Source organism: Janthinobacterium sp. JC611, assembly GCF_018682595.1.
Classification (GTDB): Bacteria; Pseudomonadota; Gammaproteobacteria; order Burkholderiales; family Burkholderiaceae_D; genus Janthinobacterium.
This window is the reverse complement of record NZ_JAFLJN010000062.1, coordinates 1-248: the sequence shown is the minus strand read 5'-3', so window position 1 is coordinate 248 and position 248 is coordinate 1. Positions and strand designations below refer to the sequence as shown.

The window sequence follows — 248 nt, the reverse complement described above, 5'->3', positions numbered from 1 at the left end:
GCCGCCTTGGCGTCGCCGCAGATGCCCACCGAAATCTTTTTGACCAGGCCCAGCATCTTGTTGTCCGCGTCGATCTGGATGATTTTCGCGTTCTTCGGCCAGTAATCCATGCCGTGCTGCGGCAGGGTGCCGAACGGTCCCAGGCGCGAACCCAAGGCGACGACGACGTCGGCCTGGGCGATCAGTTTCATGGCCGCCTTGGAACCCTGGTAGCCGAGCGGGCCGCACCACAGCGGGTGGCTGGCGGG

At 65.3% G+C, this 248-nt stretch carries 1 pseudogene; it reads right to left on the bottom strand.

The features are described from left to right. Window positions 1-248, bottom strand: a pseudogene (locus J0O65_RS25315) (sulfoacetaldehyde acetyltransferase); the annotation flags it as partial.